The organism is Foetidibacter luteolus (assembly GCF_009650435.1).
GTDB classification, from domain to species: Bacteria; Bacteroidota; Bacteroidia; order Chitinophagales; family Chitinophagaceae; genus Foetidibacter; species Foetidibacter luteolus.
Map to the genome: position 1 here is coordinate 13,915 of NZ_VVIP01000084.1, position 25,453 is coordinate 39,367.

A 25,453-nucleotide genomic window follows, 5' to 3' on the forward strand; every position below is an offset into this window, starting at 1 on the left:
CTACGCAGCTTTGCCCACCGGGTAGGATGTTTGGGAGGGCAACCACAGTTTACATACTGCAGTAAAACGTCTTTACAATCAGCGTTGCTGGTATACTATATCCAGGTAACGTTGCTGCAGGCTTTTGTGATATGCGGCTATTAAAACCATGGCTATCGCAGACAAGAAAAGCAGGGTGGCGGTACCAGCATAACTGTAATGGTAGCAAAACGGAACAAGCATAAGTACCACTAACCTGGATATTTCAAGGTAAAAAACCCAGTTTTTCTGCTCCATTATAGCGCCGCAGTTAATAAGGGTAATAATAACGGCTGTTGTAAAAATCAGTTTTACTGAAATGTCAAAGTGGTGCTCAAACAGGATGAACAGAAAAAGGGCCGATAGCAATATCGCCATTTGCCAGATAACATAATTGTTTAACGGCTTGGTGATAGCTGCCGGGTTTTTCTGGATGTGGAATATCTTTTCTGCCTTCTCCCGTAAAGATGGGTCAATTTTTTCCGGCCGTGCAAATGCTACGGAAATCTTCTCTTTCCAGGTTTTAGCGGCTTTTATGCTAAGCCACAGCTCTATATAAAAATGAAAGTGCTGCCATAAAAAGCTGTACGTATTTAGCGGCTTGGTTAGCCCATATACAGGCGCTTCTTCTTCTTTTTGAAAGGTGCCGAAGAGTTTATCCCAAATAATGAATACGTCTCCGTAGTTTTTGTCCAGGTATTTTTCGTTAGAGGCATGGTGTACCCTGTGGTGAGAGGGTGTTACCAGTATGTATTCCAGGATGCCCAGTTTGCCAATTAGCCTGGTATGTATAAAAAAAGGGTAAATACCGTGTATCAGCAGCATAGATGTTATCATGCCTGCCGGAAAACCGAGCAGGGGCAGTACCGCCCAAAAGCCGGTGCGTACAACTGCCTGCATTACAGTTATCCTTGCTGAAACGGTATAATTAAAATCTTCGCTTTGGTGATGCACTACATGTACCGCCCAGAGCAGGTTTACTTCATGTGCCAGGCGGTGATACCAGTACCATATAAAATCCGTGCAAAGCAATAATACTATCCACAGTATAATACCGGGCTTTATGGTTATAAGGCCATAGTTTTTCTGCAGGTAATCATATACAAAGTAAAAAGAGCCGGTTACCAGTACATCGCAAATTCTTTCGGCTATGCCGATGCTTATGTTGGCAATGGAGTTGTGCAGGCTGAAATAATCAAGTTTTTTCTTTTTGGCTACCAGGTACTCCAATACCATCAGGCTGATAAATAATGGCACCGCGAAAGCAAGAATATTAATCTGCATCTTTATAAATAATCGGTTCGGTATATGCTGCTTGAAAGTTTGTGCCCCGGTTATACGCCCTGCGGGCCAACGTTTGGTACACGATATATTTTGGCTTTCCGTTTGGTGTAACGGTAGAAATTTTTATGTTTTAGTATTCAGGCATACAGCAATAAACAGGTACATGCCTGCCCACACTGTTACGAAACTGACCGGTATTGTACCGGCTGATAGCTATACCGTTGATGGGTATGGTATACCGCAGTAAGTAAATCCCGAACGAATGGTTGCTGGGCAAAGTTGTCATTCGTATAGGTTAACAGGTTGTAATCTATGTGGTGCCAGGCTATTTGCCTGTCTGGCGAGATTACGTAGAAAGCCGGTAAAGGCAGGTCATCCTGCTCCACACCGGAAACCCATTGCCAAAGCGGGTTGAAGGCATCGTAAAGACCGAATAGCTCTGCAATGGCGTTATCCCTGTCGTAAAATATGGTGAGGTTATTTTGATGCCGCAAAGCTTTTTTGAAGTACCTCGCAGAGGTGTTGGTTAGTACAACCAGGCGGCCACCCATTACCTGTATATCGGCCTGCAGGCTTTCCAAAGCTTTTACAGCAGGCTCCTGTCCCTGCCGGCCATTATAGAAAGTAAGTACCAGCGGTTGCTGGTAATCAAGAAAATCCTGTATGGAAATAAAGAGTTCGTTGCTTAGCGTACCTGATGCAAGGTGGCGTGCAATGCCATCCTGCCCGTGCAGGTAAAAAGAGGGTGCTGTATTGCCTTTAATAAGCGGGTAATACCCGTAATGCCGGGATTGGGCGGAAAGTAAATCGTCTGGATTTACAGGGCGTAATTTTGTACTGCCAGTAACTATGGTTGACATAAAACTATAATAATTGGATATGAGTAAATAGGTTGAGGTTGAATTTCCGGGGCGGAAATGAAAATGTGTTTCAGCAAACACAACAACATCGTACATGTGGAAGAAATACCTGCATAAAGCGTGATTTGTTAGTGCAAGAATACTGCAAAATTATTAGTCCACAAATTTAATGGACTAATTTTTGAAAAAATTTATTTTTAATCGGAAGAGCGGCTTGGGGTTACTGAAAATACGTATTTACCTGATGGTAACTTGCAGATAGGTAGTATTAGTGGCAATAGCGTGGCCCGTGTTTGTTTTGCTTTGTGCTACTCCTTTTTTGTTCAAAACCCGTGAGAAACATGTCGCACCTACGGCGCTCCGGGTAATCTTCTTTCGTTAGCTACTAACGTGCCGCCTCTACGGGGCTTTGGTTGTTTAATGTTCTTTTGTTCAACGTTCAATGTTGGCTACCTCGGCACTTAATATTCTTCGTTTATTTTATTGCTTTCAGGGACTTTGTTTTACATCATTAGCATAACATATCGCACCTATGGCGCTCCGGGTAATCTTTCTTTCGTTAGCTACTAACGTGCCGCCTCTATGAGGCTTTGGTTGTTTAATGTTCTTTTGTTCAACGTTCAATGTTTGCGGCTCTGACCTTGTATGGCTTTGCACATAATCACCCTAAAAAACCTCAACCACTTACCCAACAACAAACCAGCTACCTGCAACCGGAAACCTGCCTTCTGGTAGCTTTTTGATTTACCTTTCCGCAACCAACTGCAAAGCTCCGTAGGAGCGATATGTTAGTAGCAGGTATACCATCGCGGCCTGTTGTAAAGCCTCGTAGAGGCGGTATGTTAAACAGCCTTTTGCAACGGAGCCTGGTAATCCTCCAACATGCGGTTCACATCACCCTGCTTAACATATCGCACCTACGGCGCTCTTTGCAACCGCATCTTTCCTTATCTACTAACATGCCGCCCCTACGGGGCTTGCTGTTCGATGGTCTTTTGTTCAAAGCTCAATGTTTGCGGCTCTGCCGCAGTGGAGAACTTGCACGCCATCGCCCCTAAAAAGCCTCAAACACTTACACAATCAACAGACCGGCAATCAGCAACTGGTAACCGGCAACTGTCTTTCGGGTGAGGGATTGAAGCGGATACCCCGGTGAAGGTCTTGTGCGGTTGGTTTGTGCCGGAGTATGAGCGGAAAGCCCGACCCCTTGCGATAGCTTGGGGGCACCCCCTGAAAAAAGCTTTAATGTGTAAGATGGTAATAAACTATTACGGCAATACCCGCGGCGGCAAGTATAACAGCGGCTATCCACCAGCGCTGGCTTTGGGGCTTTTCAGACAGCAGTTCCTGCATTTGGGTGGAGGTTTTTTCATCTTCCCCAACACGGATATTGTGTTCTGCGTTTTCCCGCAATACCCTTTCTGCCCTGATGGACGGAAAGTACTGCTCAACAGCTATGTCTTCTGTTTGAAAAGTGTAGGCGCCCGCCTGGTTTTTAGCAATGGTGCCAATACCAGGCAATATAGCTTTGCCTTTGCCGGCAATATCGCTTTTAAGGTCAAAAACAAACTCGTTAAAGCGGCGGATGGTATCGGTTTCCTCGAAGGAGAACCAACGGGAGAGATATTGATAAAAGTGCCTGGCAGGTGCAGGCGTATCGGTTAAAAAATGAATGGCTGGCTTTGGCGAATGAAGCGTTTTTTCAATAAAATCAAGCCTTGCAGGCTCCTGCTCCAGCCTTAACATGCCAATGCCGGGTAGGTTTAACTGTTTGTGTAATACCAGGTAATTGTGCAGCGCTTCGTACATAATACGTATTTCCGTTTTTGCCTTTGCCGGTTATTTTGCAGCCGGTTGGCCGAACGAATATACAACTCCTGCCAATACGTTAAAGCCCAGCATCTGGTACTGGTTCCAGCGGTAGTACTTGTTGTTGAAGATATTGTTGAACTGCAGCCAAACATTCAACTTTGGCAATACGGCAACTTCAACGCCGCCGTTAAGATCGAAGGCGGGGTCAAGCTTGCCGGCCTGCAGTTGTTTGTTGCGGTAGCGGGGGCCATCCCAAAAGAATACATCGCCCTTTACCAGGATGTCTTTCATTACACGCCAGCGCAGGGCGCCATTTATTTCAATTGGCAGTAACCCAAAGGCTTTTTCATTTACCTTAAGGTTGCTGTACTGTGTAAACGTAGCGCCTGCCAGCAGCGAGAAATTTTCCTGCAGTGTATAGCCCAACTCTCCGTGCAGCCTTATGGCTTTCATTTCAGGCTCGTTCACTACCTCAAAAGATTTACCGGTGAGGGTATCGTTTACAAATAAAGGCTGGTTGGTAAACTGCAGGTAAGATACCCTTGCATTATAAGTAACGTGGCTGCCTGCCGAGCCTTTGAAGCCAGCATACATTTCAGTTATCTTGGTATTGTTAAGGAAAGTTGGCTGCTGTAGCCATGGGTTCATCTGGGCCAAATTGCGGTAATTGGTTTTGTTGAAGTAGCCCACCCAGCCAGCCTGGAAGATAAACTTCTCTTCTTTCAGTTTTACATCCGCACTAAAGTTGGGCAGCCAGTGAAAAGTCTTGTTATCCCAGGAAGGGGTAAAACCCGCCACCAGGTTAAAGTTGGGTGTTTTAAAATGCACGGCAGGGGTAAGGTAGAACAGGTTGTTGTTTATCCTGTCGGCGGTATCCCTTTTGTAAGTGGTAAAATCAGCGGTAAAGCCCAGTGCCAAAGCAAATATTTTACCTATTGATTTTTCCAAGGGTGTATTGAGTACAAAGTTTTGCTCGCTGGCGCCGCGGTTATCCCTGAAAAAATCCATGTAAATGTTGGGGTTATAGTTAAGCCCGTACATGTTCTGCGTTTTATTGCGCAGGCCGAGCGTCATGCCCAGTAGGGTAAAGCGCTGGCGCAGGCTGTCTTTGGTGTATATATCTTTAAGAGAATCGGGCTGAAAACCATATTGGTATTGCACGCTGTTGTCAAAGAAAACCTTGCCCGCCCATTCTTGTGTATTGTCTTTATTATGAAAAACACCGGTAACATCCGCACCCGTTCTGCTTACTGTTTGAAAAGGCAAGCTGCCTTTGGAAGAAGTATGCTTTGCATGCACATTAACAACTGAATTGGTGCCATCGCCGAGGGAAAGGCCCGCTTCAAAATATGGGGAGGTATAGTTACCGTAGCCTGCCTTTACAAAGCTTTTATTTTCCCATTGAATAGAGGAATCTATATTGGCGGCCATAGGCTGCAGGGTAGCAGGCTGGTACGCAAAGAACAGGTTTTGCGATGGGATATTGTAAGCCAGTTGCGGCCTTTCATTATCCGGTGCCAGGGCCGTACCGTTGAAGTTTATTTTAGAAGCATTCTTTAAAACGGGTTTAAAAGTAGAGGTGATAATAACGTTTTTAGGAAGCAACGTATCGGTTTTATCTTCATCTGCCTTAGGCGCTGCCTGCCGTTTTTTAGCAGGCGCTGTTGTCCGTGCCTTTTGCTGTTTTGCCCTTGTGCGTTTTTTTCTGCCCTGTGCATTTACAGAAGATGCAGCTACGGCTAACAGGAGTATGATGACGAATATCCTTTTCATTCAGTGTTGTTTAATTGGCGCTGCTGCGCTGTTAATGTAATACTGGTATTACTGGTTGCTGGCTACTTTGCTGTTTTTGTTTTTTTCAACAATTACAACATCCAGCTTTTGCTGCGCTTCTTTACGCAATGTTTCATCCGTAGCATTTTCTGATACGCTCTTCAGCGTGGCTTCGGCATTAAAATAATCTTTTTGCTTAAAGTAAATATCTCCCAGCAATATGTAAGATTTCGTAATCCAGTAATCGTAAGAACCGGCTTTGTTAATAACATCAAAAGCAGCTTTTTCAGCATCCGCATAGCTGTTTTGGCTAAGCAATATTTCTGCTATGCGGTAGCGGGCTTCAGCAGAATATTCTGATTTGCCCAACGCCACCACCTGGCGGTAAGTAGTAATAGCATTGTCAAGCTCGTTGTTGGCCTGCAGGCTTTTGGCAATAACCATATTGGCCATCATCTTATCATCTGCAGCTATGCCTTTTTGTTGCAATAAATCCTGTGCGTTGGGCGCCGCATCGCTCCATTTGGCCAGCTTGTACTGGCAGCGCAACAAGCCACGCATAGCTTCCAGTTTGTTTTCGGGAGATACGGCCAAATCCTTCAGCCGTATAAAATAGGTTTCCGCTGTATTGTAATCTTTCAGCTCAAAGTAGCTGATGCGGGCTGCCTGCAGGGCGCTTATCTCTGCGTATTTGTTAGGCGCTTTTTGAGCAACGGCCTGGTAATAATTGGCCGCATTGCGAAAATCTTTCCTGTTGTTGTAAATATCCGCCATCTGGTAGGTGGCATCAATTACATAGCGCCCATCAGGATATTGCTTTACATAATTACCAAGGGCACCGGCAGCGGCATCATAGTTCTTGTTTTCGTAAGCAATGTTGGCTGCAACATAAGTAATGGAATCTTCCTCTGTATAGCTAACATTCTTGCCGTTCTGGCGCATGAAAGCAATGAATTCTGATGGTTTCTGGTTTTCTATAAAAATGCTTCTTACATACTCTACGGCTTCCTCGCTTTCTGATGAGTTAGGGTAGCCGGAGATGAGTTTTTTAAAATTGTTCAGCGCTTCATTATTGTTGTTCAGGTTATAATATACCACGCCAAGTTTCAAATAAGCCTGTGGCTTGTATGCTTCGCTGTTTTTGGCTTTTAAAATATTGCTGAGCGGCGCTACGGCGTTTTGAAATTCTTCATTGGCCATGTAGGTGCCTGCTATTTCCATATTGGCATCGGTGGCCAGCGATGAAGCCGGGTAACGCTGGGAGAGGGATTGCATCAGGCTAATCTTTTCCGCATACCTGTTAGATGCACCGGAAATAATGGCTTTCTGGTAAAGCGCATAGTCTGCAGCGGGCAGGTTATAGTTTAACACAGTTTCGTACATCTGCAAAGCTTTCGGAAATTTCTTATCCATAAAGTAGCAGTCTGCGCTGCGTAAGTAGGCATCCTGCTGCACGTTGTCAGACTGTGCGGAAATTGTTTTGGTAACCTGTTCAAACCAACTGAGCGCCTTGGGGTAGTTCTCCTGTTTAAGATTGGCATACCCCAGAATATACTTTGCGTTGGCGGGGTTTACATCACCCAGGCTAACGGAAGATTTAAGATAATTTTCCATGTAGTAAATAGCCGAATCAAGCTGGTTGGTACGGTAAGCTATCTCGCCTTTCCAGAAGTTGGCGTAGGGTAACTGCGCCTGGTTATAAGGCGCCGCATACAACCTGTTCAACAGATTGTCGGCCTGTGCCACCTGTTGGTCGTTAACCAGTTCAACAGCCCTGCCATATAAAACCCGCGGATATACTTTGCGTACAGTTTCGCTTTGCGAGCCCATACTTTCAAAAAGGCTAAGGGCTTCTTTAAAATTGTTGGTATTGGCCAGTACGCTTAACAGCAATTCTTTTGCTTCAACAATGTATTCGCTTTTGGGGTAGCCCGTTACAAAACCCTGCAACTCGTTTAATGCTACATCCTGGTAGCCAAGTTCGTAAGAAAGCTTGCCATAGTTAAATTTGGAAATTTCTTTTTGGGTAAGGTTGCTGCTGTTTAAAGCGCAGAATAAAAACGCATTCCTGGCGCTTGGCTTTTGCCCTGTTTTTAAATAAGCGTCTGCCAGCAGGTACATGCTGTTTTGCGATAACGAATCTTCTTTGCCGCCAAGTTCTTTAAACCCGGCTATCGCGTTTTTCCATTGTTTGGCTTCGTAATAACAGTAAGAAAGCTCGTATAAATCTTCCCGGCTTACTTTTTCAGTATTGCTTACATACTTTTCCAGGTAAGGCATGGCTTTGGCAAATTCTTTCTTCTCAAACCAGGCATGGCCCAACAGTTGGCGCAATTTTAAATCGTAGTACTGGCCGCCTTTTTGTAAAGCCTTTTCGCCATATTCAATGGCTTTATCCCGCTCACCGTTAAAATAGTATATCTCCGCAACATAGTAGGGCACAACGCTTTGGTAAGCAGGCTGATTATCTATCACAGTAAAAGCACTTACCGCTTCCTTATAATTTTTTTCATTAAAGCTTATAAAGCCGTAGTAGTAGTTGGCATCGTAGTAATTTGGATCGGATGGTATTTGCCTTATAGCATTGAATAACGGTTTTGCTTCATTAAACCTTTGCATAGTAAAGTAAGCATAGCCCATGTGAAATTTCATATTGGCAATTTCGCGGTTGCCTAAGTTATCTTCCACTGTTTTCTCGTAATAATCAATCGCCTGCTCAAATTTTTGCTTCCGGTAATAATATTCAGCAAGGTGATAGCTCAGCATTTGTATGCGTGGCGTATTATGCTCTATGGCAATAAACTCTTTGGCTTTGTCTTCCGCTGTAATATCGTTTAACTGCAGCCCGCAAACCAGTGAATAATACCGGGCTTCCAACTGTATGGTTACAGGTATGCTGCTGTTGGCTTTCGTTTTTTCATCCAGCATTTTAAACATAGGATATGCAAGGCTAAACTGGTCTTTCTGAAATAACTCCTTGGCAAGTTTAAAATCTGCATCGGGGTCATCATTGGCCTTGGTAAACTGCGCCCTTGAAACGTAGGTGGAAAGTAGAATTACGCTTAACAGGGCAGCCTTTTTTATATGTTGGTTCATATCTTGTTCCGAACGAATATTTTTTGCGAATATTTTGAATGCTTTCTTAAGAAAACGTAAAATCGCCGCTAAGGTAACATGCACGGCAGGGCTTACAAACAAAGAGCATTCCACAATTGTGGATAACGTTGCTGCCGCTCGTTAAAAACCTGAAAGAGCCAATAAAAAGTTCAATTTTACCAGGTGAGATAATTGCAGGCCGGCATAACAGTGTATGCTATTTGTTTTTCGTTTTTTTTCTGCGTTCTTTTTTTAGGGGAGTAACTTTTTCGTTGGCAAGAAAATTTTCAAGTGCATCCAGCTTGCCGGCCCAAAATACACGGTACTGGTCTATCCAGTCAGAAACCTGCCCCAGCGAGGAGAGATTGGCTTCGCAAAAGCGTTCCCGTCCTTGCTGCCTGATGATAACAAGACCGCATTCCGTTAAAATTTTAATATGTTTCGAAATAGCAGGCCTGCTTACTTCAAAGTTGTCGGCCACGGCGTTCAGGTTAAGCGACTGGCGGGCAATAATGTTGATTATTTCGCGGCGGGTGGGGTCGGCAATGGCCTGAAAAACATCTCTTCTCATAAATTAGTAAAATTTCCGGCAGCAAAGATATGTAGCGGGTTGGTTACGCTAAACAACAGTAATTGCCGCCATTAATAAGAATGTTGTATTTTCAGTTCTTTATAAACCTTAAACTAACTGCCAGTTATGGAAACAAACCAGGTGTCTTTATTTGAGCTGCACATTGACCAGCCAGCTTCTGCCCATCTTTACAGCTCAGCCAAATGGGGAAAATTTTTAGCCATTGTCGGGTTTGTGTTTTGTGGCTTAGCTTTATTGCTTGCTGCTTTTACTGGTACTTTTCTTAATACATTGGCCAGTATGGATGGTGGGGGTAGGTATTCCAACGCCGGTGTGTTAGGCGCTACAACCCTTACTGTTATTTATGTTGTTTGTGCAATATTGTATTTTTTTCCCTGCCTGTTTCTTTACAACTATTCCAGTTCAATGCTTAAAGCGCTGGAATCGCAGGACCAGGAAAAGCTCGTACGGTCTTTCTCCCAACTTAAGTCCTGCTTTAAATTTCTGGGTGTGTTAACTATTATAGGCCTTGCTTTATATGCTCTTATATTAATATTGATTGTAGTTGGCGCTGCGGTTGGATAAATCTTTTAGGGGGTGCCCCCAAGCTATCGCAAGGGGTCGGGCTTTCCGCTCATACTCCGGCACAAAGCCGCCGCACAATGCCTTCACCGGGGTATCCGCTTCAATCCCTCACCCAAAAGTGCAGCACGCTGTTTTTTTTGCAGGCAGGCAATATACCTGGCAGTTTAAAATGTAAACCCTTACCCTGGCACTACCGGGTTGATAAGTGGTTATAGTCTTTCATCAACGTTTCCAGGAAAGTAACAGAATCGTGTTTGGAACTAATTTTCAGTACAGACTCAACTTTACTTGCTGTGCGGTCTGCAAGGGCCCAGTCGCTTCTTTTAGAGATGGCGCTCAATACGGTTTTGATAACATTCATATCGCGGTCACTCAGTTTCATCACCTCCGGGTAAACGGGAACATAAGTGTCTTCCGTTTCCACAAAAACGGTTTCCTGCAGGTCTGCCTTGCTGCGTGTGTTAATTAACAATGTACCGGCCGCAAGGTCTCCTATGCGCTGGCCTTTTTTGGAAATAACTGCACAAAGAATATCTACTATTACAATGATTGATGTAAAAGATAAAGAGCCTATTAATTGCTGGTTAAGGCTCAGAACTGCCAAAATAACTATAATCACCAGCAAGCCGGAAGACCGCAGCATCCAGCGGATAACAAACTGGCTGGCGGTAGCGTTGCCACCGGTTTCGTTAATTACCCGTATGCCCAGCAGCTTTTTGCCAATAGTTTGGCCATTCATGGTAAGTTCTGTTACCAGGGGGTAAAAAGAAGTGGGTAAAAGAATGATTAAAAAAATAGACCATAGGTCCATGTCATCAACTTTAGCGGTATTTTGTAGCAGTGAGCTACTAAGCCTGAACGCGATAAACATGTAAATGATGATGATGATGTAATCTATTATCCATGCAAAAAGCCTTTTGTGAAACTCCGCGGTTTCAAAATCAAGCTCAATGTTAAAGGATGTAAGGATTTTAAGCCGGCTCATGTAAAAAACTTGTTGATGCAAAAAAAGGTACAGCTAACTGCCGGAGGGTTTAGAACTGGTTACCGGCGCAGCCCCAAAGATTAAAATTATTATTTAGTGGCGTGTGTAACAACTAATTGTTTATTTTGAAAAAAAATACCCTTGAGAGAAGCCTTATTTATTAAAAAGAACAAAGACCGGTGGGAACAGTTCAGCAGCCAACCCTCTGCCGATACAGATGAAATGGCTTCGGAGTTTATACAGTTAACAGACGACCTCGGCTATTCCAAAACTTTTTACCCGCACAGCAAAGTAACCCGGTTTTTAAACGCGGAAGCTGCCAGGCGCTACCTGTCCATTTACCGCAACAGGAAGGAGGAAGCCAACCGTTTTGTACGCTTTTTTAAGTACGACCTGCCGCTTACCGTAGCCAAACACCATTATGTACTGCTGGTTTGCTTTGTATTATTTATGCTCTTCTTTTTTGTTGGGTTTTACTCCTCTAAAACTGATGAACGGTTTGTAAGGGATATGATGGGCGACGGTTACGTGAATATGACGGAAAAAAATATTGAAGACGGTAACCCGTTTGGGGTTTATCAAGGGGGCAACAGTACTTTAATGTGGCTGGGCATCATGATCAATAATTGCGGCGTATCTTTTAAATACTATGCTGAGGGCATACTGGCGGGCATACCTACTTTATACAGCATGATAAAAGAAGCCGTAAGGCTCGGCGCTTTTGAGTACATGTTTTATAACAAGGGCTATGGCAGCTTGTTTTTTTTAACGGTTATGCTGCATGGTACGCTGGAGCTTTCAGCTATTATAATAGCCGCCGCTGCCGGCGTGGTATTGGGTAAAAGCTGGCTTTTTCCCGGTACGTTAAAGCGGCTGGAAGCTTTAAAGCTTGGCGCGAAAGAAGGGGTTAAAATAATTATAGGCCTGGTACCGGTGTTTGTTGTAGCGGCTTTTGTAGAAGGCTTTATCACCCGTTATTACCGTATGCCGGTTTGGTTAAGCCTGCCAATATTGCTGCTGTCGCTTTTTTTTATTATTGGCTACTTTGTAGTGTATCCGCGTAATTTGAGTAAAAAATTAAGAACCGCATAGTGATAGTATGAAGCAATTGAGGCCCCTGTTATTGTTATTATTGTTGATGCAGGTTATCTGTTCCGCCGCAACCGGGCAGGTTACAGATACTACGCAAACACGATCCCTGGATGACGAAGACTACGTAGATTCTACTGATGCCATGGTTGATACTTCTGTAGTTTACGGCGATAGCGAAGAAGAATACGATGAAGAAGCCGATACTTCTTTTGGCGATTTCGGTACCCGGTTTTCTTTAAAACAGCCCGATACCCTTTCTTCCGTACGCAGTTTTCCACCAACAGCCGTCAGCAATATTAAACAAGACGAAGATTTCTGGTACATTAACCAGGAGTTCAAAAAAAAGGAAGAGGCGGTTAACAATTCTTCAGATTTCTGGCAGTCTTTCTTTAAAATACTCGGCAGTTCAACAGCCCAAGCCATTATCTGGACATTAATGATTGGTACCCTTGTGGTTGTATTTATTATGTACCTGGTAAATAATAGAATTGGATTTGGGTCTCACGGAAAGCGCATTCAACAGCAGGTAGCGCAGGGTGAATTGCCGGAGAATATTTTTGATATTGATTTTAATACGCACATTAATAAGGCCGTTGCGGAAAATAACTACCGGCTTGCCACCAGGTTGTTTTTTTTGCGCATGCTCAAAACCATGTCTGAGAAAAGCCTGCTGCGGTACGAAAAAGATAAAACCAATATGGATTATTTGCTGGAACTGAATGGCTCCGCATATTTTAAAGACTTTGCAGCAGCGGCCCGCAATTACGAGTATGTGTGGTATGGCAACTTTACCATCAGCCAGCAACAGTTTGCGGCTATACAGGGCAGCTTTGAAAAATTTAATTAACTGAAACAAACCTACTGTTGAAGAAGAATATTATTTATATCATTTTGGGGGCGGTTGTGCTGCTGGTGGTAATATTAGTCATAGCCGGTAACAAAAGCAAAACTTTTGACGAACGCATTACACTCAACCGCAAGTATAAAAACCCTTACGGGCTGTACGCGGTGTATAACCTGCTGGATAGTATGTTTAGAGGGGCAGAAACAAGTATTGGGCGCACATCACCTGCACAGTGGGGCGATTATGACTATATAAGTGAGGGCAAAACGCTTATGTTTATAGTAAGTCAACAGTTTAATCCTTCACATGATGAATTAAAGTTTTTGAATGAATTTGTAAAAGAGGGCAATACCATTTTCATCAGTACAAGTGATATGAGCAGCAAGGCAAAAGATTTTCTGGGTTTGGAAATTGAAAGCGGATCATCAAATGGACAAACGGGTAATTCATATTTCATTGAACCGTCTAATAAGGTAAGCCTCGTAACGCCGCAGTTTCCTGCAAGTGTTAGCAGCTATGTTAACCCGGGAATTTCTTTTTCCACTTTTTTTCGTTCTTATGATACTTCGTATTATGAACTGCTTGGAAAAAATTCTGATAACAGAATAAATTTTCTACGTCTACGCTCCGGAAAGGGCAGCTTTTTGATTCATAGCGATCCCTTACTGCTGGCTAACTATTTTTTATTGTACAAGGAAAACATCAGATATCTGGAAAGTATTCTGTCACTGGTACCGGAGGGTTCAACGAAAAAGGTAATTTGGGATGAGTATTACAGGTATAAGCTGGCGGAAGATGAGGACGGTGAAGAACCCTCTGTTTTCAGGGTGTTGATGAAGCATGAGCCTTTCCGTTGGGCCCTGCTTTTAGCCATGGCGATGATAGGTATATTTATACTGCTGAATGCCAAACGGGCACAGCGTTTTGTGCCTGTATTGGAGAAGCCTAAAAATGATTCAATGGATTTTATTAAAACCATTGGCAGGCTTTATTTTGAGAAAGGCGACCATGCTAACCTGGCCCGGAAAATGGTGGTTTATTTTCTTGATTTTGTGCGTACCAAATACCTTATCCCAACCGGGCAACTGGATGATGATTTTATAAAAACGCTGTCTGGTAAATCTGGTTACGATGAAGAAAAAACACGCAGGCTGATTGAAAAAGTACAGCTTGTACAGGCAGACGGATATGTTGACGAACAGAGATTAATTGAACTGCACCAGGAATTTACTGAGTTTTATGCAACAGCAGCGTGAAAATGTAAGATGTATGATGTGGGATGTACGATGTAGGCAACCTAAATATGTAAGATGTTAGATGTGGGGTGTATGATGCGGACAAGTACTGAGCATGTAGGATTTTAAAAAAAGGTGCTAATGTTTGAGCCGGAATAAAGAACAAACGAACATTGAACAAACGAACATTGAACAATCAAAACCTGTTGCACAATGCTGAGTAGCGGACAAGGCGTACAAGTGAGTGACACAAGTAAAGCATCATAGTAGTAACCAAAGCTCGTCCCATAAAAAAATGCGGGCATAAAGAATAATGGAATATAAATCCTTTATCTATAAAAGAACATAAAACATACATAATGGAAGAAAGCATATTTGAAGAGCGGATTAACCTGGCCAAACTTAACGAGGCCGTGTTTGCGATTACCGGTGAAATAAAGAAGGTAATTGTGGGGCAGGATGAAATGATAAGGCTTATTATAGCGGCTGTACTTACTGATGGCCATGTGCTGATTGAAGGCGCACCTGGTGTTGCCAAAACCTTAACCGCCAAGCTGGTAGCCAAAAGTATGGCGGTGGATTTTTCCCGCATACAGTTTACGCCAGACCTTATGCCCAGCGATGTACTGGGTACATCCATATTCAACCCCAAAGAGTCGCAGTTTGAATTTAAACGAGGCCCTGTTTTCAGCAATGTGGTACTGATTGATGAAATAAACCGTGCACCGGCAAAAACGCAGGCGGCCCTGTTTGAAGTAATGGAAGAAAAGCAGGTTACTATTGACGGTAACAGTTACGCGATGCAGCCGCCGTTTATGATTGTAGCTACACAAAACCCGATTGAATACGAGGGTACCTACCGCCTGCCCGAAGCGCAGCTTGACAGGTTCTTGTTTAAGATAAACGTGCCTTACCCAACAGAGGAACAGGAAACGAAAATACTTGCCAATTTTCACCAGTTGGGCAACAGTGATGTGTTCTCTAACGTGCAGCCTGTTTTAAGTGCGGAAGATGTGCAGGTTGTGCGGGCCCTTTCAAAACAGGTACTTGTAGATGAAAAACTGCTGCAGTTTATAGCCAAACTGGTAACCAGCACACGCAGCCATAAATCGCTGTTCCTCGGTGCATCGCCAAGGGCGTCGCTGGCATTGATGAATGCATCCAAATCCATAGCTGCCATCAGTGGCCGCGACTTTGTAATACCCGACGATATTGTGTTTGCGGCACCGCATGTGCTGCGCCACCGGCTCATCCTTTCGCCTGAAAAAGAAATGGAAGGCGTTACCACCGATGACGTTATACAGCAGATTATTCACTCACTTGAAATACCGCGTTAACCTTGGCAAACCCCGCTACCTTTTACCATAGCTTTTACCTGGGTAAACGTACTTATGTGGCCGGCGCCGCATTGGTGCTGCTGTTTATTATTTCGTTTTATGTGCCGGCATTGCTGAACGTTGGCAAAGCCGGGTTGGCTTTTTTGTGCTTTGCCATACTGGTGGATGTGTTTATCCTGTATCGCAAAAAAGAGGCGCTGCAGGCACAACGCATAACATCCCCCCGTTTTAGCAACGGAGATGATAATAAGGTGGTGCTGGTATTGAATAACCAATACAACTTTATTGCAGAGGCTGAAATTATTGATGAACTGCCCATCCAGTTTCAATTTGGTAAAATGCTTAAGCGTATTAAACTGCAGCCTGAAAGTGAAACTGAACTGGAATATATAGTAAAGCCTTATGAAAGAGGCGAGTACCTGTTTGGCAATATTGTGGCTATAGTTTGCAGTCCGCTGGGGCTGGCCAAAAGAAAATTTAGCTTTCCGGCCGCTCAAACAGTGCAGGTTTATCCTTCTTATGTGCAGATGCGCAGGTACAGCTTGCAGGCTGTATCCAACGACTTGCAGGAAACCGGTACCAAGCGCTTGCGCAAAAGCGGGCAGAGTGTTGAATTTGAGCAGATAAAGGAATATGTACGCGGCGATGACTACCGCACCATCAACTGGAAGGCATCGGCCCGGAAATCTCAGTTGATGGTAAACACCTATGTAGATGAAAAAAGCCAGCAAATTATTTGCCTGGTTGATAAAAGCCGCAGCATGAAGATGCCTTTTGACGGCCTTACATTGCTGGACTATGCCATTAACGCTGCGCTGGTTTTATCCAGCATTGGCCTGCATAAACAGGATAAAACGGGCTTGCTTACGTTTGCACAGAAAGTGGACAGCTACCTGCCGCCTGAACGAAAATCCATGCAAATGGAAGCTGTACTGGAAACGCTTTACCGGCAGCAAACAAATTTTGCCGATGCCAGTTACGAAGCCTTGTATGCCTATATACGCGGCCGTGTAAAACAGCGAAGCTTACTGGTGCTGTTTACCAACTTTGAATCTTTGTACGGCCTTCAGCGCCAGATGCCTTACCTTAAAATGATTGCCCATTATCATTTGCTGCTGGTGGTATTCTTTGAAAATACAGAGGTTAAAACGCTGTTGCACAGCCCGGCATCCAATACGGAAGAAATCTACATAAAGACCATTGCCGAAAAGTTTACACTGGAAAAAAGGCAGATGGTTAAAGAATTGCAGCACCAGGGCATACTTACCCTGCTTACCACGCCGCAACAGTTAACCGTTAATGCTATTAATAAATACCTGGAAATAAAAGCACAGCAGATGCTGTAGGCATACCTGCCAAAGCAAATACTTTTTATGGGCCCGGCAGAAGAATAAGCATTGGGCTTCCGTTGCGTCGCACTCTTGTACTTTCATTTCTCTGCGCAGCAATGTGCAACAACATGTAGCTACCTGGGCAGGCGCAGGTCAGGTAGCTTAACCTCTATTTTCTTTACCTTCGCCGCTATGAAGCAAAAGCCCATTCATCCTGCGCTGCAGCCTTATCTTGATGGCAAAGTGATATTGATTGACAAGCCCCTGCACTGGACGAGTTTTGACGCCGTTAAAAAAATACGCATACTTACCAGGATCTCCAAAATTGGCCATGCCGGTACGCTTGACCCGCTGGCTACCGGCCTGCTGATTATATGCACCGGAAAGTTTACCAAGAAGATTAATGAGTACATGGGCATGGAAAAGGAATATACCGGAACATTTACTTTAGGTGCGGTAACACCCACTTACGATCTTGAATCCGTGCCGGAAAATATTAAGGATACCTCCCACATAACCGCGGAATTATTGAAGGAAACAACAAAACAGTTCACCGGTGTAATACAGCAGGTGCCGCCCATGCATTCCGCCATAAAAAAAGATGGAAAACCAGTTTACCTTATGGCAAGAAAGGGCATTGAAGTGCAATTGGAACCCCGGCCTGTAACCATTAAAGAATTCGAAATAACAAAACTAAATATGCCGTTGGTAGAATTTAGGGTTGTGTGCTCAACCGGCACTTATATCAGAAGCCTTGCCAACGATTTTGGAAAAGCACTTGGCGTTGGCGCCTACCTCAGCAAGTTGTGCCGCACAAGAATTGGTATGTTTGGCTTGCCTGAAGCGCAAAGCCTGGAAGATTTTGAAAAAGAGATAACAGCCCTTAAAGAAAAATTCGAACAGTTCAATATAATTGGCTAAACCTGTAACATGGCTTGTGTCAAAACACTTCGCTATGGTAAAATCATTATTCTTGCAGCATGAAACGCATACTCTTTATAGACCGCGATGGAACGCTTATTAAAGAAGCACCGCCAACCTACCAGATTGATAGCTTTGAAAAGCTGGAGTTTTACCCCGGCATGTTTAAGTATATGTCGGCTATTGCGGCAGAACTGGATTACGAGTTGATAATGGTTAGTAACCAGGATGGCCTGGGAACGCCTGATTTTCCTGAAGATACTTTTTGGCCCGTGCAGAATTTTGTAACCAAAAGCCTGGAGAACGAAGGCATACATTTTTCCGCTTTTCATTTTGACAGAACTTTTGCAAAAGACAATGCCCCTACCAGAAAGCCTAATGCCGGCATGCTTACCGGCTACATGCATAATGCTGCCTACGATATAGAAAACTCTTTTGTAATTGGCGACAGGATTACGGATGTTCAACTGGCAAAAAACATGGGCTGCAAAGCTATCTGGCTCAATAACGATGCCTCGCTTGGTGCGTCCGAAATTAAATCTGGTATTGATGCGCTCCGGCCTTTTATTGCACTGGAAACCATTAGCTGGAAAGACATTTATGAGTTTTTGAAACTTGGGTTGCGCCAGGTGCAGCACAACCGCAATACCAACGAAACAAAAATACATGTTGAGCTGAATGTTGATGGCGGCGGCCACGCCAGCATACATACCGGTATTGGTTTTTTTGACCACATGCTGGAGCAGATTGCCCGCCATGGTAAAATGGATTTGACTATTGAAACAAAGGGCGATTTACATATAGATGAACACCACACCATAGAAGATACCGGGTTGGCGCTTGGTGAGGCTTTCGCTAAAGCATTGGCTGACAAACGTGGTATGGAGCGCTATGGTTTTGCCCTGCCGATGGATGAAGCAGATGCAAAAGTGCTGATTGATTTTGGGGGCCGTAACTGGCTTGTGTGGAATGCGGAATTCAAGCGGGAAAAAGTGGGGGAGATGCCTACCGAAATGTTTCACCACTTCTTTAAATCTTTCAGCGATGCTGCTAAATGCAATCTTAACATTGAGTGCGATGGTACCAATGAGCACCATAAAATAGAAGCTATATTTAAAGCCTTTGCCAAAGCCATACGCATGGCCGTAAAAAGGGATCCGTTGAGTAACTATTTGCCAAGCACCAAAGGTGTGCTGTAGAATTTTGTGCAATAGGTTTTGGATACCAGCGATAGAATTTCATGGCATCGCCTGTTGCGTCGCAATCCTTTCATCGTTCGGTTCATTGGGGGGCTTTTCAGACCCGGGTAGACAGCTTCGCAAAATGTGAGACTTTTTGAAAATAAAAGGACTGGAGCCGGTTGATTTTAGTTTACTTAGCCCGGAATTGCAGAATAAGTTACAGAAAGCATTGAATGATTATGAGCAGGGCCGTTTTATAACACATGCAGAAATGCAAAAGCAAATCAATTGCTGGTTGCAAAAAATGAAAAAGTCCGGCAATGCGAACGATAGTGGCAGCGAACTGTTTAAAAAACTTTTGTTCGTTTCAATTTTCTGTATCATATTCGCAACGCAATGCAAAAAACAATTTTAAATATTCATTGGTGGTGGCACACAAACTCCTGTCGGGGCTTGTAGCGTCATTGCTGATGATGTTCTATAAAATAGTAGGCCTCGACATATATGTCGGGGTTTTTTTTTGCTGCGAACTGAGTGTAAGGGTTTGTAAGATTTGTTAAGATGTTGCACATTGCCGAAGAGCGATAAGAACGTACAAGAGTGCGACGCAAGCAAAGCATCATAGTAGTAATGCCGCCGGGCCCATAAAAATATTCACCATTTACGAAACAAATTTTCCCCTTGGGGATAGGGATATGAAGAAGATTAACATTACCACACGCTACAAAAAAATGCTCTCGGATATTTACACGCCGGTAGGTATTTACCTGCGGTTGCGGGACCGTTTCAGGGATACTATACTGATGGAAAGCGCTGATAACCGCGCCGCGGAAAACAGTTATTCCTACATTGGCGTAAATGCCATTGGTGGCATAGAAATAAGCGGTTATGATTCGGTTGAATTTAAACTGCCTGCGCAAAAACCGCAGCGCCAGAATATAGATGCAGGTGTTGATGTGCCGGCGCTGGTATGGGAGTTTATGCAAAACTTTGAAGTGAATGAACCCGAAGATAAAAACCTTAAAATGGCGCAGGGCTTTTTTGGGTATTGCACTTACGATGCTGTGCAATTTTTTGAAACAATAAAACTGAAGTCGTCTAAAGCGCAGCAAGCCCCCGAAATACCGCTGATGCGTTACAGGTTATACCAGTACGTGATTGTGATTAATCATTTTAAAGATGAAATGTTTCTCTGCGAAAACGTAATAGGCGGAGTGGAAAGCGACGTGGCAGTTGTGGAATCTTTGATAAGGAGCAAGGATGTGCCTGTGTTTCCCTTTAAACAGCAGGGTGCGGAAACAACCAATATGGAGGATGAGGATTACAGGTCTATGGTTAAAAAAGGCATAGCCAGTTGTTTGCGGGGCGATGTGTTCCAGATTGTATTAAGCCGCCGGTATAACCAGCAGTTTAGTGGTGATGAATTTAATGTGTACCGTGCTTTGCGCAGTGTAAACCCATCTCCTTATTTGTTCTATTTTGATTATGGCGATTACAAGCTGATGGGCTCCAGCCCGGAAAGCCAGTTGATTATAAAGAATGGATACGCCATAGTGCACCCAATAGCCGGCACATTTAAGCGAACAGGCGATGCAGAACGTGATAAACAGCTTACTGAAGAACTTTTGAAAGATGCCAAGGAAAACGCGGAACATACCATGCTGGTGGATTTGGCCCGTAACGACCTTAGCCGTTGTTGTGATGAAGTGGTGGTTAATCATTACAGACAGGTGCATTATTATTCTCATGTAATACATCTTGTAAGTGAAGTTACCGGCAAAACAAGGCCAGGCGCCAACCCTTTTGAGTTAATAGCCTTAACGTTTCCCCAGGGCACACTCAGCGGCGCACCCAAGTTTAAGGCCATGCAGTTGATAGATGAGTACGAGCCTTCTGTTCGCGGATATTATGCAGGCTGTATAGGATTTATTGGCTTTGATGGAAGCTGCAATCATGCGATTATGATACGCACCTTCCTGAGTAAGCAAAACACATTGCATTACCAGGCCGGGGCAGGTGTGGTGGCAGCTTCCAAACCTGAAAGCGAACTGCAGGAAGTAAATAACAAACTCGGGGCACTTAAAAAAGCAATTGAGCTGGCTGAGACCCTCTAAATCTCCCTAAAGGGAGACTTTGGCTGTTGAGGTGACAGAGTAAGTTTTTATTTTAATCCGTATAATATGACAAATAAGCCGCTAAAGAAAAGTAAATCAGCTTTTTCGAGAGAAGGAATGTTCAACGAAGCAAATCCTCTGATTTTTGAATTGGCAAAAAGCCTGAGGAAAAATATGACAGATGCAGAAAAGGTTTTATGGGGTTACTTAAAGGCGGGCCTAAAAGGATTGAAGTTTAGAAGGCAACACCCATTAGGAATTTATATAGCGGATTTCTATTGTCACAAGATTAGGCTGGTAATTGAGGTAGATGGAAATATACATGAGAAAGATGACGTCAAACTATACGATATCAAACGGGAGACTGAACTGAAAAATGAAGGATATAGGGTAGTAAGATTTACAAACGACAAAGTATTAAAGGAAATTGTTACGGTTATTGCCGAAATAGGGTTAATAGCTGAAAATTTAAGTAAAAGTTCAAAATAGCACAAGAGCTAAAGTCCTCCCTATAGGGAGGATTTAGGAGGGTTACTATCATGAAAGTATTAGTATTTGATAATTACGACTCTTTTACCTACAACCTGGTACACCTGGTTGAAAAAATAATCCACAGCAAAGTGGATGTTTACCGCAACGACCAAATTGCGCTGGAGAAAGTACAGGACTATGATAAAATTATTCTGTCGCCAGGGCCGGGCATACCTGAAGAAGCTGGTTTATTGTTACCCTTGATAAAGGAGTATGCAGCAACCAAATCCATACTGGGTGTGTGTTTGGGGCACCAGGCTATAGGTGAGGCGTTTGGGGGTAAGCTGGTTAATTTGTCGTCTGTATATCATGGTGTGGCAACGAAGATTAATCAGGTGGCGCCGCTAACGGAGAATAGAGAATTGTTAGTAGAACATAGCGGAAATAAAACATTGGCCAGTAACCATTCGCAAAAAGTTTTTAATGGGCTTCCGCAGGAGTTGGAAGTGGGGCGTTATCACTCATGGGTTGTAAGCCGTGAAGGTTTTCCGGATGAACTGGAAATTACTGCTGAAGATGACAATGGATATATTATGGCACTGCAGCATAAAACATACGATGTACAGGGGGTGCAGTTTCACCCGGAAAGTGTACTAACGCCAGATGGTGAAAAAATTATGAGAAACTGGCTGAACTCCTGAATTCCCTGAAGGGGACCTGTGCTGTCGAGTTGAAAAGTTTTTAAATAAACAATATCGGATTGTTTGAAAGAAGTAAAATATAATCACGATAAAAAAAATCACCCTTTTGGGGTTAGGGGTATGAAAAAGATTCTTCAATACTTATTTGAGCATAAAACACTAAGCCGTGAGCAGGCTAAGGAGATATTAACCAATATTTCAAAGGCCCTGTATAGTGAACATGAGGTTACCGCTTTTATTACCGTTTTCCTCATGCGAAGTATTACCATAGAAGAACTGCAGGGCTTTCGGGATGCCTTGCTGGAGCTTTGCGTAAAAGTTGACCTGGATGGCCATAAAACGATGGACATTGTGGGTACCGGCGGCGATGGAAAGAATACCTTCAACATATCTACGCTTGCCTGCTTTATTGTGGCTGGCGCAGGGCAGCGGGTGGCTAAGCATGGCAATTACGGAGCTTCTGCCATTAGCGGCGCCAGTAATGTAATGGAGCAACTGGGTTACAAGTTTAAAAACGACAGCAGCCAGCTAAAGAAAGAAATTGAAGAAGCCGGCATTTGTTTTATGCATGCACCCATGTTTCACCCGGCGTTAAAAACTGTTGGGCCTATAAGAAAAAACCTTGGCATAAGAACCTTTTTTAATATGCTGGGGCCTATGGTTAATCCTGCATCTCCGGAATACCAGTTGGTAGGTGTCTACAACCTGGAAATGGCCCGCATTTATACCTACCTGTTGCAGCAAAGCGGCAAGCCTTTTACCATCATTCATGGACTTGACGGATACGACGAAATTTCCTTAACCAACGACACTAAGGTAATTACCAATAAGGGTGAATATATTATGACGCCGGAACAGTTAGGTAAACGCATGGTATCTCCCGAAAATATATTGGGCGGCAACTCAGTTGAAGAAGCTTCAAAAATATTTTTGAAAATTATTAAAGGGGAAGGAACCTTTGCGCAAAACGCTGTAGTGCTGGCCAATGCCGCAATGGCATTACATTGTACGGCTGACTATAAGAACTATGATGATGCCTATCATGCTGCTGTGGAGAGCCTCGAAAGTGGAAGGGCTTATGGCGTATTAAAAAAACTGGTGGAGATGAATGCTGCCTGAACCGCAGAAAAAGTATGCCCGTATAAAAACAATAACAGAACAATGGACATATTAGAAACAATAGTGGCTCACAAAAAAACAGAAGTGGAAGCTGCCAAAGCAAAGGTTTCCGTTGATGAGTTGAAACAACGGCCAGCTTTTGGCAGGCCAACACTTTCTTTAAAGCAATTTTTGGTGGATGAGAAAAGGACGGGAATTATAGCGGAGTTTAAGCGTAAGTCTCCATCCAAGGGTATTATTAATGATAAGGCCACTGTGGCAGAGGTAACTGGCGCTTACGAAAAGTATGGGGCATCCTGCTTATCGGTATTAACCGATGAGAAATTTTTTGGCGGTTCACCAGCCGATTTAATAGCGGCAAGGGCAAACAACATACCCATACTGCGAAAAGATTTTATGATAGATGCTTACCAGCTTTACGAAGCCCGGGCCATGGGAGCAGATGTTATTTTATTAATAGCAGCCTGCCTTACACCACAACAGGTTAAAAAGCTTGCCGGTATTGCAAAAGAACTGCAGCTTGAAGTATTGCTGGAAATACACAACGAAGACGAATTGCCGCATATTTGCGATGAGGTGGATTTTGTGGGTGTAAATAACCGCAACCTAAAAACCTTTGAGGTTGATATCAATACATCGCTGAAGCTGATACAACATATACCTGCTGATAAACTTGCCATTGCAGAAAGTGGCATTAGTAATGTAGATACAATTGTAACTTTGAAGCGTGCCGGTTTTAAAGGTTTTTTGATTGGAGAGAATTTTATGAAAGCGGCACAGCCTTCGATTGCCTTTGCTGAATTTGTAAATACCTTACGTACTTCCCTGCAGGTTAGTGTGTAAGGCATGTCAATTTTTAATCATCAGCATTTGGTATGAGTGAACCTACAAGTAATAACACAGCGCCTGCCTCTTACCTTAAAGGTAAACTGCGTGTTAAAGTATGCGGCATGACAAAAATGGAGCAGGTGTTGCAGCTTAACGATTGGGGTGTTGAATTTGCCGGCTTTATTTTTTATCCTAAAAGCCCACGGTATGCTTTAAAAAGCATGTCTGTTGCAGACATAAAAAGAATAAAAGGCAAAATAAATAAAGTGGGTGTTTTTGTAAACCCGGAACCGGAGCAGGTTTTAAAAATGGTGGATGAATGTGGCTTATATCTGGTACAGTTACATGGGGACGAGAGCCCAAGAACTTGCGAAAAGATTGCCAACTATGTATCTGTAATCAAAGCCTTTCGCGTTAGCGAAAACGATAACATAGAGTGGAAAGTGAGGGAGTATTACGAGGCTGTAGATATGTTTATGTTTGATACCGAAGGAGCGGGATATGGCGGAACCGGTAAAAAATTTAACTGGGAATTGCTGAAGGGAAAAAATATCCGTAAGCCGTTCTTTTTAAGTGGTGGTATTAGTCCTGATGATGCGGATAAACTTAAAGAGCTTACTTACGACCCTGTAGCCAAAGACTTATTCGCCGTAGACATTAACAGCAAATTTGAAGTGGTGCCGGGTGTTAAAGATATGGTGGTGATAAAGGAGTTTTTGGAGGGGCTGAAACAATAACATGAACGAAGCCGATGAGTAATGATAAATATACGTGAAGCTTTGGCGGCTGATTTGCCCGCCATCCTGGAAATATACAACGATGCCATTCTTAATACTACCGCTGTGTATGATTATGAACCACACACATTATCCATGCGGCAGCAGTGGTTTCAAGCGAAGCGGCAGCAAGGTTTCCCGGTATTTGTGGCTACAGAGAATGATGTAATTGTAGGGTTTAGTTCCATTGGGCCATTCAGGGCCTGGGAGGCATATAAGTTTTCTGTGGAAAATTCCATCTATGTAAAGGATGGTTGCCGTGGCAAAGGAATAGGAAAGTTATTACTGGCGCCCTTGATTGATGCCGCAAAACAATTGAAACTGCACACCATTATAGCAGGCATAGACGCCACTAACGAAGTTAGTATTAGGCTGCATGCGCAGTTCGGGTTTGAAGAAGTGGCATACTTTAAGCAGGTAGGTTATAAGTTTAACCGATGGCTTGATTTGGTATTTATGCAGTTGATAATAAATGAGCGATAATTTTCTTAATAGAGATCCATTAAAAAATCAGGCTAA

Annotated in this window: 23 protein-coding genes; 16 read left to right on the plus strand and 7 right to left on the minus strand. The window is 43.5% G+C overall.

Annotation, left to right across the window (positions count from 1 at the left end; genetic code table 11):
- Positions 1 to 78: 78 nt before the first annotated feature.
- From F0364_RS25720 to F0364_RS25745, 6 genes are all read right to left on the minus strand, one after another.
- Positions 79 to 1,302 (minus strand): sterol desaturase family protein, encoded by a 1,224-nt coding sequence (locus F0364_RS25720; RefSeq protein WP_153800692.1) that lies wholly within the window; start codon positions 1,300 to 1,302, stop codon positions 79 to 81.
- A gap of 179 nt (positions 1,303 to 1,481) precedes the next feature.
- Positions 1,482 to 2,162, minus strand: coding sequence for a redoxin domain-containing protein (locus F0364_RS25725; protein ID WP_207632886.1), 681 nt, complete (start codon positions 2,160 to 2,162; stop codon positions 1,482 to 1,484).
- Between the two features lie 1,242 nt (positions 2,163 to 3,404).
- Positions 3,405 to 3,971 carry a hypothetical protein gene (locus F0364_RS25730; RefSeq protein ID WP_153800694.1) on the minus strand — a complete coding sequence of 189 codons (567 nt, stop codon included), beginning with the start codon at positions 3,969 to 3,971 and terminating at the stop codon, positions 3,405 to 3,407.
- Positions 3,972 to 4,001: 30 nt separating this feature from the next.
- A complete protein-coding gene (locus F0364_RS25735; protein ID WP_153800695.1) occupies positions 4,002 to 5,747 on the minus strand; it encodes a TonB-dependent receptor in 1,746 nt (581 codons plus the stop codon).
- Positions 5,748 to 5,795: 48 nt separating this feature from the next.
- Positions 5,796 to 8,843, minus strand: a complete 3,048-nt coding sequence (locus tag F0364_RS25740; protein ID WP_153800696.1) for a tetratricopeptide repeat protein — start codon at positions 8,841 to 8,843, stop codon at positions 5,796 to 5,798.
- A gap of 217 nt (positions 8,844 to 9,060) precedes the next feature.
- Positions 9,061 to 9,414 carry an ArsR/SmtB family transcription factor gene (locus F0364_RS25745; protein WP_153800697.1) on the minus strand — a complete coding sequence of 118 codons (354 nt, stop codon included), beginning with the start codon at positions 9,412 to 9,414 and terminating at the stop codon, positions 9,061 to 9,063.
- A gap of 126 nt (positions 9,415 to 9,540) precedes the next feature.
- Between F0364_RS25745 and F0364_RS25750 the strand changes: the two genes are divergently transcribed.
- Positions 9,541 to 9,999, plus strand: a complete 459-nt coding sequence (locus F0364_RS25750) for a DUF5362 family protein (RefSeq protein ID WP_153800698.1) — start codon at positions 9,541 to 9,543, stop codon at positions 9,997 to 9,999.
- Positions 10,000 to 10,189: 190 nt separating this feature from the next.
- Here the strand turns inward: F0364_RS25750 and F0364_RS25755 are convergent, their stop codons facing one another.
- Positions 10,190 to 10,984 (minus strand): RDD family protein, encoded by a 795-nt coding sequence (locus F0364_RS25755; protein ID WP_153800699.1) that lies wholly within the window; start codon positions 10,982 to 10,984, stop codon positions 10,190 to 10,192.
- A 141-nt stretch (positions 10,985 to 11,125) separates the two neighbouring features.
- On the opposite strand from F0364_RS25755, the gene F0364_RS25760 reads away from it, so the two are divergent.
- The 15 genes from F0364_RS25760 (at position 11,126) to F0364_RS25830 (ending at position 25,417) form a co-directional block, all read left to right on the plus strand.
- The gene (locus F0364_RS25760; RefSeq protein WP_153800700.1) at positions 11,126 to 12,076 is read left to right on the plus strand and encodes a stage II sporulation protein M; all 951 of its coding nucleotides are present in this window, start codon (positions 11,126 to 11,128) and stop codon (positions 12,074 to 12,076) included.
- Between the two features lie 7 nt (positions 12,077 to 12,083).
- A complete protein-coding gene (locus tag F0364_RS25765; protein WP_153800701.1) occupies positions 12,084 to 12,923 on the plus strand; it encodes a DUF4129 domain-containing protein in 840 nt (279 codons plus the stop codon).
- A gap of 17 nt (positions 12,924 to 12,940) precedes the next feature.
- Positions 12,941 to 14,176: a DUF4350 domain-containing protein gene (locus F0364_RS25770; protein ID WP_153800702.1), complete on the plus strand. Its 1,236-nt coding sequence runs from the start codon at positions 12,941 to 12,943 to the stop codon at positions 14,174 to 14,176.
- A 338-nt stretch (positions 14,177 to 14,514) separates the two neighbouring features.
- Positions 14,515 to 15,492 (plus strand): AAA family ATPase, encoded by a 978-nt coding sequence (locus F0364_RS25775; protein ID WP_153800703.1) that lies wholly within the window; start codon positions 14,515 to 14,517, stop codon positions 15,490 to 15,492.
- A 2-nt stretch (positions 15,493 to 15,494) separates the two neighbouring features.
- The gene (locus F0364_RS25780; protein ID WP_153800704.1) at positions 15,495 to 16,838 is read left to right on the plus strand and encodes a DUF58 domain-containing protein; all 1,344 of its coding nucleotides are present in this window, start codon (positions 15,495 to 15,497) and stop codon (positions 16,836 to 16,838) included.
- 177 nt (positions 16,839 to 17,015) lie between these two features.
- Positions 17,016 to 17,744, plus strand: coding sequence for a tRNA pseudouridine(55) synthase TruB (truB, locus tag F0364_RS25785; protein ID WP_153800705.1), 729 nt, complete (start codon positions 17,016 to 17,018; stop codon positions 17,742 to 17,744).
- Between the two features lie 59 nt (positions 17,745 to 17,803).
- Entirely contained in the window at positions 17,804 to 18,943 is a 1,140-nt protein-coding gene (hisB, locus tag F0364_RS25790; RefSeq protein WP_153800706.1) for a bifunctional histidinol-phosphatase/imidazoleglycerol-phosphate dehydratase HisB, read from the plus strand.
- Positions 18,944 to 19,079: 136 nt separating this feature from the next.
- Positions 19,080 to 19,340 carry a hypothetical protein gene (locus tag F0364_RS25795; RefSeq protein WP_153800707.1) on the plus strand — a complete coding sequence of 87 codons (261 nt, stop codon included), beginning with the start codon at positions 19,080 to 19,082 and terminating at the stop codon, positions 19,338 to 19,340.
- Positions 19,341 to 19,620: 280 nt separating this feature from the next.
- Positions 19,621 to 21,039: an anthranilate synthase component I family protein gene (locus F0364_RS25800; protein ID WP_153800708.1), complete on the plus strand. Its 1,419-nt coding sequence runs from the start codon at positions 19,621 to 19,623 to the stop codon at positions 21,037 to 21,039.
- A gap of 66 nt (positions 21,040 to 21,105) precedes the next feature.
- Positions 21,106 to 21,528 carry an endonuclease domain-containing protein gene (locus tag F0364_RS25805; protein ID WP_207632887.1) on the plus strand — a complete coding sequence of 141 codons (423 nt, stop codon included), beginning with the start codon at positions 21,106 to 21,108 and terminating at the stop codon, positions 21,526 to 21,528.
- Between the two features lie 50 nt (positions 21,529 to 21,578).
- Positions 21,579 to 22,211, plus strand: a complete 633-nt coding sequence (locus F0364_RS25810; RefSeq protein WP_153800709.1) for an anthranilate synthase component II — start codon at positions 21,579 to 21,581, stop codon at positions 22,209 to 22,211.
- A 63-nt stretch (positions 22,212 to 22,274) separates the two neighbouring features.
- Positions 22,275 to 23,330 carry an anthranilate phosphoribosyltransferase gene (gene trpD, locus F0364_RS25815; protein WP_235921290.1) on the plus strand — a complete coding sequence of 352 codons (1,056 nt, stop codon included), beginning with the start codon at positions 22,275 to 22,277 and terminating at the stop codon, positions 23,328 to 23,330.
- A gap of 42 nt (positions 23,331 to 23,372) precedes the next feature.
- Positions 23,373 to 24,173: an indole-3-glycerol phosphate synthase TrpC gene (gene trpC, locus F0364_RS25820; protein ID WP_153800710.1), complete on the plus strand. Its 801-nt coding sequence runs from the start codon at positions 23,373 to 23,375 to the stop codon at positions 24,171 to 24,173.
- Positions 24,174 to 24,205: 32 nt separating this feature from the next.
- Positions 24,206 to 24,895, plus strand: a complete 690-nt coding sequence (locus tag F0364_RS25825) for a phosphoribosylanthranilate isomerase (protein WP_235921291.1) — start codon at positions 24,206 to 24,208, stop codon at positions 24,893 to 24,895.
- 21 nt (positions 24,896 to 24,916) lie between these two features.
- Complete coding sequence (locus F0364_RS25830) at positions 24,917 to 25,417, plus strand: GNAT family N-acetyltransferase (protein ID WP_153800711.1); 501 nt, start codon at positions 24,917 to 24,919, stop codon at positions 25,415 to 25,417.
- Positions 25,418 to 25,453 lie beyond the last annotated feature (36 nt).